Annotated in this window: 7 protein-coding genes; 3 read left to right on the top strand and 4 right to left on the bottom strand. The window is 55.1% G+C overall.

Annotation, left to right across the window (positions count from 1 at the left end; translation table 11 throughout):
* The coding region (locus CLG94_RS13895) for a Druantia anti-phage system protein DruA (protein ID WP_121592138.1) at positions 1-581 on the bottom strand (581 nt) is incomplete at its 3' end.
* A 676-nt stretch (positions 582-1,257) separates the two neighbouring features.
* Here CLG94_RS13895 and CLG94_RS00170 point away from each other — a divergent pair.
* Together CLG94_RS00170 and CLG94_RS00175 are read left to right on the top strand one after the other, a co-directional pair.
* Complete coding sequence (locus tag CLG94_RS00170) at positions 1,258-1,836, top strand: YqaJ viral recombinase family nuclease (RefSeq protein ID WP_161953934.1); 579 nt, start codon at positions 1,258-1,260, stop codon at positions 1,834-1,836.
* Between the two features lie 112 nt (positions 1,837-1,948).
* On the top strand, positions 1,949-2,182 hold the full coding sequence (locus CLG94_RS00175; protein WP_107560889.1) for a hypothetical protein: 234 nt from the start codon (positions 1,949-1,951) through the stop codon (positions 2,180-2,182).
* 3 nt (positions 2,183-2,185) lie between these two features.
* Here the strand turns inward: CLG94_RS00175 and rlmKL are convergent, their stop codons facing one another.
* Positions 2,186-4,363 carry a bifunctional 23S rRNA (guanine(2069)-N(7))-methyltransferase RlmK/23S rRNA (guanine(2445)-N(2))-methyltransferase RlmL gene (gene rlmKL / locus CLG94_RS00180; RefSeq protein ID WP_107560890.1) on the bottom strand — a complete coding sequence of 726 codons (2,178 nt, stop codon included), beginning with the start codon at positions 4,361-4,363 and terminating at the stop codon, positions 2,186-2,188.
* Positions 4,364-4,495: 132 nt separating this feature from the next.
* Here rlmKL and CLG94_RS12920 point away from each other — a divergent pair, with 132 nt between their 5' ends.
* Positions 4,496-4,699: a hypothetical protein gene (locus tag CLG94_RS12920; protein WP_133174578.1), complete on the top strand. Its 204-nt coding sequence runs from the start codon at positions 4,496-4,498 to the stop codon at positions 4,697-4,699.
* A 705-nt stretch (positions 4,700-5,404) separates the two neighbouring features.
* On the opposite strand, the gene CLG94_RS00185 is transcribed toward CLG94_RS12920, so the two are convergent.
* A complete protein-coding gene (locus CLG94_RS00185) occupies positions 5,405-6,406 on the bottom strand; it encodes a YbgA family protein (RefSeq protein WP_107560891.1) in 1,002 nt (333 codons plus the stop codon).
* Between the two features lie 4 nt (positions 6,407-6,410).
* A complete protein-coding gene (locus CLG94_RS00190; protein WP_107560892.1) occupies positions 6,411-7,379 on the bottom strand; it encodes an NAD(P)H-binding protein in 969 nt (322 codons plus the stop codon).
* Positions 7,380-7,713: the final 334 nt, after the last annotated feature.

Below are 7,713 nucleotides of genomic sequence, written 5' to 3' on the forward strand. Positions count from 1 at the left end.
GCTTGCAGGTGACGGCGACGTTCTGCTTGAAGACGCCAGAGGCGGGATCGGCAGCTCGTCGGATCTCGTGAGCGCCATGGCAATCGGTGCAGGTTGCGGCAGTGAGATTGCCTTTCTGTAGGATGGCCAAACAGGAGACAGGACAGGGGGCGGTGCGAAGCATCGCGAATCAGGTATTTGATGTTTTCCCCTACAGCGCCACGGTAACCCAGGTAATGATATTGTGACAAGAGGCAGTTGAACAGCGCATAATCCTCCGATTTGAGGCTTACAACCGTGATCCGAAGGGGAATCAATGCCTTGAGACTGTCGCTGATCCCTTCCTTTCGATATGGAACAGATGGATAAGAAGGACGGGACGTAAAAGTAAGTTTCCCCTGGCGGGGAGGCAACACAATAGAGCCAGCTCGCTCCAGTTTCAGCAGGAGGCTGCGGCAGGCCATGTCTTTGTATTGCCCTGTGGGACTTTGCCAGTTCCACAACCTGCAAATCTCCAAAGAGAGGCGGGTGCGGTGCCAGTCGGGGGTGGCAGTAAGCAGCTGTCGGATTTGCTGGACATTTACGGTCATGGATTGTTCCATGCCGTGGAATATCACATAAAAAAACGCGTGAGTCCAGCAAAAATGAAGGGGTTCATGAAACTTTTTTAAGGGGTATTCCGTCAGGAAGAAATCACACCTGTTTTATTACTCCATGCTCAGTAGCGGCAAATTATGTGCCGAACAGTATTGGGACAGACACTATTTATCGTGACGATTCGTGGTGTTTACGGTCATGATCGCGCATGCCACGGAGTACCTGAATCGTTGCACCCGACCACTCGCATCATGTGAGGCAACAAGGGAATGATCGCCAGGAAGTCTTTCGGAACGACAGGGATTCGAAGGCGCACGACGACAGAGCAGCCACTGCGAAGAGACGGGCTCATCTGGGAGGTGCGCAGGACACTGGACGAGTAAGATACGTATTGCAGAGGGGAAGATCAAGAGAGGATTTCAAGAAAGAGTGTCTGTCCTTATATCCCGAAGGCCCGAATGGTTTAAAGGGTCAGTAAGCCCTGTGTCCAGTATGCAGAAAGCCGGCGGAAACGTAGCTGATCGAAAGAGCGATGTGCGTGGTGGATAGAGGAGTCCGAACGCCCGGTATGCAGTCTTGCCGAAGTAATCAACCGAACTGCCGTGATCCGTATGTCCGGTGGTGTGGGAGGGGGGATGCCGTGAGGCCCCCCTATCCCGATTGGGCATCAAAGGGAGAGACGTGAATACCGCATACACTGTTGTCAATCTTCAACAAGGAACTACTGAGTGGCTTGAGTGGCGCAGCAATGGCATTGGCGCATCGGATGCTCCAGCTATCATGGGTGAAAACCCGTGGAAAAGCTCAGCTGATCTACTTTCAGAAAAACTCGGCACAGCCGAGCAATTCGAGGGCAGCGCGGCAATGGCAAGAGGCACCGCACTTGAGCCGGAAGCCAGAAAGCGATACGAGGCAATCAGCAAGGTTCGCGTTACTCCCGCTTGCCTCCAAAGCAATAAGCACAAGTGGCAGCGTGCCAGCGTGGACGGCTTGGCAGCCAATGGGAGCACAGTGGTAGAAATCAAATGTGGCGAAAGCGTCCACAGAAAGACAGTTAGCAGCCGACAAGTGCCAAGCTATTACATCGGTCAGCTTCAGCATATTCTGGCGGTTACTGGGCTGCCAGGCATTGATTTCTTCTGTTGGTTACCAGGTCTTCAAGAAATCCACCTTCGCGTCGAACGAGACGACCCTTACATTGCTCGGCTCATTGTCACAGAGCAGGCATTCTGGCAGCAGCTCATAAAGCAAAAAAGGTAGTTTTAAAGCTCAACAGGGCGCTTCAGCCGATGTCTCTGCCCACGAATCGCTCCGGCAGCGCCGCGGCTGAGCCCATCAGTTGGGCAGCGACGGAGAGTTCTGAGGCGACACCATGAATCCTACTATTGTCGGCATGATCGTGTTCGCATGTACGTTCGGAGGAGCGCTGCTCGGAATGTGGTCGCGCACCGCCTTACCAGAGCATCATTTCGACGCTGAGTCGAGAGGCACGGCGAAGGCTGGGATCGGGCTCATCGCCACGATGGCCGCGCTCGAAGGTGCGATGGGCGGCCACGGTGTCGGCCGCGCCGAGATCATCGAAACCTACGAGAAGACAAGAAAGTAGCGCTCAGCGGCGTACGATCTTCCACGTTTGATGGACGCGGGGATCACGCGCGAAGTCTTGTGGAATCGTCTTCCGTGAGATGTTCTCGCTGCGCAGTCCCGGGAACGCCGCCGGGTTGAACTTGAAGCGTCGGAAATTGGTGGAAAAGAAGAGAATCCCGTCGGGGGTGAGCAGATCGGCGCACTTTTCCACGAGATGAATGTAGCCTTGCTGCAGGTCGAACACGGTGTCCATGCGCGTCGAGTTGGAAAACGTCGGGGGGGCCAAGAAGATGAGTCCATAGGGCGAGCGCGGCTCGGCAAGCCACTCGCTGCAGTTGGCGCGGACAAGGTGGTGTGTGTTCCCGGCGATGTTGTTGAGCGCAAAGTTTTGCTGTGCCCAGTCGAGGTAGGTGTTCGAGAGATCGACGCTGGTGGTCGATGTGGCTCCGCCCTTGGCGGCATAGACGGTGGCGGTCGCGGTGTAGCAAAAGAGGTTGAGAAAATCGCGATCGCGCGCCGCCTCGCCGATCATCGCCCGCAGGCGCCGGTCGTCGAGGAAGAGGCCGGTGTCGAGATAGTCGCTCAGGTTGATGAGGAAGCGATAGCCGCCTTCGCTGACCTCGCGCACCGCGCTCTCACTGCCCTGCTTCTCGTACTGCTCCCGGCCCCGTTGGCGACGGCGCACCTTCAAGAAGATGTCTTTGCGCGGAAGGCCGAGCGCCTCGGGCAACAGGGCCATGATGTCCTCGAGACGCTCTTCGGCCTTCTTCTCGTCGACGGTCTTCGGAGCTTGATACTCCTGTACGTGCGCCGATTGTTCGTACAGATCGACGGCCACCGCGTACTCCGGGAGATCAGCGTCGTAGATGCGGTAGCAGGACACGCCTTCGCGCTTCGCCCACTTGCGCAAGTGGCGCCAGTTCTTCTGCAGGCGGTTGACGAACATCTGCGCTTCCGGGGCGGGCGGACGGGGTGGGCGAGGTTTTCGCCACGCCGGCCCGGGATCGTCGGTGGTACGAGCCTTCTCCTTCGAGATCGGAAATTCGAGCAGACGGCACTCGATGGCGCCGTTCCACAAGATGTGCCGCTTGGCCGCGCGCAGCCCGATGCGCTTGGCCAGCTCCGGGTTGCCCGTGAAGACGTACCCGGTCCAGCCGGTGAATTCGCGGCGGAGAAGATTGCCGATGGTCTCGTACAGCGGTCCGAGGGAATCCTCCTCGCCCATGCGCTCGCCATAGGGCGGGTTGCTGACGAGGACTCCGAGCGGCCCTTCACCGCTTGGTGCGCGGCGGCGTTCGAGTGGCCGCGCCTCGGATAGTTCGCGCTTCTCGATATGCACTCGCCCTCGCAGGCCGGCCCGTTCGACGTTCTCGAGGGCAATTCGCACCGCGCGACCGTCGACGTCGAAGCCGACGATTGGCGGGATTCTTTTCGCGTCGCGAATCTCGCTGGCCTCCGCCTCCGCCAATACGCGATGCCACATTTGGGCGTCGTGGCCAAGCCAATTGAGAAACCCAAAGTAGCTCCGCTTCAGTCCGGGCGCGATGTCCGCGGCGATGAGCGCCGCTTCGATGGGGAGCGTCCCCGAGCCGCACATGGGATCGAGCAGGGGTGTACCGAGCTTGCTGAGCGCCGGCCAATCGGCGAGCAAAAGGATTGCCGCCGCGAGAGTCTCCTTCAGCGGCGCCTCGGCTGCCTGGGCGCGATAGCCGCGTCGGTGCAGGCTCTCGCCCGACAGATCGAGGCTGATCGTTGCCTTGTCCTCGTGGAGGTAGACATTGACCCGAACATCCGGCTCGACCACCTTGACCGAGGGGCGCTCATTTTGTTCGTCGCGAAATTGATCGACGATCGCGTCTTTGGTCTTGAGCGCGCCGAAGTGAGCGTGGGTGATCGTAGAGCGGGACGATCGAAAGTCGACGGCGATGGTCTGCGCCGGGGTGAGATGCTCCGACCAGCGAATGGTGCGGACGCCATCGTAGAGCGCGGTCTCGTCTGCGGCGGGGAAGGTGCAGAGCGGCATCAAGATTCGATTGGCGGTGCGTGACCACAAGCAGGCGCGATAGGCCAGTTCGAGCTCCCCGCGAAACGAGGCACCGGCCCGCGTCTCCGAGGTGATCTCCGCTCCGAGAGCGCGCAGCTCATCGCACAGCAGGTGCTCCATTCCTTGTGCGGTGGTGGCGAAAAAATCCATGGTCATCTCGCCCTTCGACGCGCGTCGCGAGGGCGGCTCAAGAGAAGATCTCCTGGTCTAGGCGTAGGTGTTGACGAGGGCGCCAGGGATGTAGGAACTCGCGTCGACAGCGTCGCGCGTGATGGCCGTTCCAGAGGAGTGAACCGCACGCGATGCCGCCTGGATCGGTGTGGCGCGACGCTGCCTGGAATCTGTGACGGCGGCGATGGCGTCGACAGCACCAACGCGGGCCGCTGCACGGCCGCAGTGGCGATCGCAACGCTCGGTCCGATTCCCGCCGCGCGACCGTACTTTGTCGTATCGGTCGGCTGCACCGGAGTGGAAAGGCCCAAGAGGCCATAGCAGATGACGCGTGTTTCGCCATAGTTTTTCCGTGTGTCCTCGAACTCCACTGTGATACCAGCAGAGACGAACGTCGCGTCAGCGAAATCTAATCTGCGTCCCGCTGGCGTATTCTCGCGTGTGGTCGGATCGGACGTGATTCGCATACGGTTATTGTAGAGACAAATACCCTGGGTTGCGAGCTCTTTTGATGTGACGCAGTAGCGTGACATGGAAACCGAACAGGACTTCGGCTGACCTGCCAGCTTTTGGGCAGGTCGTGCCCACTGGGCGAGGCTGAGTCAGACAAGAGACGAGAGTGATCCACTCACCTGTCCCACGTGTCACGGCACGATGCGGGTGCGGGCATTGATCGAAGCCGCGGCAGTGATCCGCACGATTCTGGCTCATCGTGGTGTGTGGGATAGTCCGAAGCGGATTTCGAAACGGGGGGAGAGACCCTCCGGTGAGCGCAGGTGACGAGGCGCTGCGGGTGTACGCTGACAGTCAGGTGAGCGACTATCACGAGGCGTACGACATCCCGTAATACCTGTGAAGCCAGATAACATGCGGCGTGACAGCAGGGATGGTGTGTGTCGACAGTTGGTGACACTGTGGCGTTTTGCGGGTCAAACGGTGGTGGTTGCAGATGATGTTGCACATGAGACAGTCGGCAGATCCAACATTCCTCGATTGGTTCTCTGTTCTCCTTAAAATCCCGTCAGTTCATCTGACATTGCGTTGACGCTGCCCTGCGCCGGGTGTACTCTCGGGCCAGTCAAAAAGCAAATTACTATCCTTGAGTTCCATAGGGTGGGGATTGAGATAGTACTGTTTCTGTAAATACGGTACGGTATATTTTCTGACATAGTGTTTTACCAAAGTAATAGGGACAATTAATGGGATAAGACATTTGCGGTGGTTTTCAATAACTTCAAGCAACTCCTGCCTTTCATCTGAAGAATTTAGTTTTTTGAAATATCCTGAAATATGCATCAGGACGTTTGCGTTCTTCTTTGGTGTTGCAAGGAGACTCATACCTTCCATGAAACCTTTAATATAAGCAGAGAACAGGGTTTCCCGTTTAACCCTTTTTGCACCTGCCACGAGTTGACCCAAAGCTGCGTAATGCCTGGGGCTGTGAGCCAGCATCAGAAGTTTATGGCTGGAATGAAACTCGACCAGATCGCTGATGCTCCTGGATTTCTGAATCTTCTGCCATCGCTGAAAAACAAAAACGGTCTCAATAAAGTTTTCTCTTAACTGGGGGTTGTGGAGTCGGCCGTCATCAATTACCGGGGTGAGCGGAAAGCGCTTCATGAACGCGCCGCCAAAGATGCCAATGCCTCGCTTAATGGGTATACCAGACAGCGTATGAACCTTTACACCACTAATGCCAGAACTTGGGGATTTGCTCTTAAAGATGAAGCCGCAGAGATTCTCCTGTTCTAATTCCCCGAGTTTGTTCTCCGCCCATTGCAGCATCTTTTCTGTATGGTCAATGCCGGTCCTGCTGGTTATGAGTCGAGGAGATTCCGGGCTTCCCACCAGGTGCAAAGGTTCCCGTGGTATGGGAAGCCCGCATTCAAATTCAGGACAAACAGGCACCCATTCGAAATACTGCCCAAGGGTATCAGTTATAAAGCGGTCGAGTTTGTGCCCACCATCATAACGCACCTGTTCACCAAGTAAACAGGAGCTGATGCCCAATTTGATTTTTTCATGCATGGTTTCATGACTCGATAGTTCCATGTATCTCCTTTTCTTCTTCAATCGCAATATTTGCAGCCTCAGGAAAAGGAGTTTTCCTGATTGGGATATAGCGATCGATGCTGTTTTCATGGCAAACAACCTCATTCTTCATACCTTCAATTAACGGATGTGCAATACCTGACGGCACAGGGGTTACAAAATCAACCCAATATGCTGCCAAATGAGGCGTTAGGACGGGAACACGGACAATAAGTCTCGGATAAAGGCCTTTTGCCCTGGCGTGTTGCTGCATCATCTCACGGTAGGTCATAATGTCAGGGCCGCCGATGTCAAATATCTTACCGGCAGTTTCAGGATTCACAAGACATCCGACAAGATATGCAAGGACGTCCCGAACCGCGATAGGCTGGATTTTTGTATCTATCCATTTGGGGCACACCATAGCGGGAAGGCGTTCAACAAGATATCGCAACATTTCATAGGAAGCGCCGCCCGCGCCAATGATAACTGCCGCTCGTAAAATCGTTGCCCGTGTCTTGCCGGAAGCGAGAATTTCAGCAACTTCTGCACGGCTTCTCAGATGTTCAGAGAGATTTTTCCCCATCTCACCCAGTCCACCAAGATATATTACCCTTTTGAGTCCGGCGGCGTCTGCTGCCGTAACAAAGTTCCTTGCTGCAAGTTTATCAGCCTTTACAAATTCTCTATTTGAAAAGATACTCTTTCCACCCATGGAGTGAACCAGGTAATACGCAGAGTGAATAGTGTGGAAAGCCTCAGGTAATCCTTCGTTTTTCAGGAGATCCCCTTTTACAACTTCAATGAGTTCATTTTTCAATAGGGAGGGTGAAAGTTTTGAAGGATTACGGACGAGAAGCCTGAGTTTTATACCTTTTTTGAAAAGCTCAGGAACCAGTCTGCCTCCAATAAAACCGGTAGACCCAATAACTAATACCCTGTCGTCGGGTGTGATTGCGAAATTATTCATATTAGTTTGACTCCGGTAGCATAAGTTCATGAAGCGGCGGGAATCCAGGTGGAGCGTAACTATCTTAAAAGACTAGATTCCCATTTACACGGAAATGACAGAAATGTGGGCCAGATCCTTCAACCGGAATCAAAGTAACAGGCGCTCTTCTTAATAAACTCGCATATAGCAATCATGTGCTGGACGGACTAAGTTTAAAAATATTTTGGCTCTTCGCGTAATCGAGTGGGTGAATTTCATGTTTTTCAGAGTGCCGGGAGCATGGACGTGAGTATTTTCAGCCTCAGATATTCTTCATCCCGCAGCCCATACGCACGGCGTTGGATAACCCGTA

Origin of the sequence: Candidatus Methylomirabilis limnetica (genome assembly GCF_003044035.1) — a bacterium.
In the GTDB taxonomy this organism is placed as follows: Bacteria; Methylomirabilota; Methylomirabilia; order Methylomirabilales; family Methylomirabilaceae; genus Methylomirabilis; species Methylomirabilis limnetica.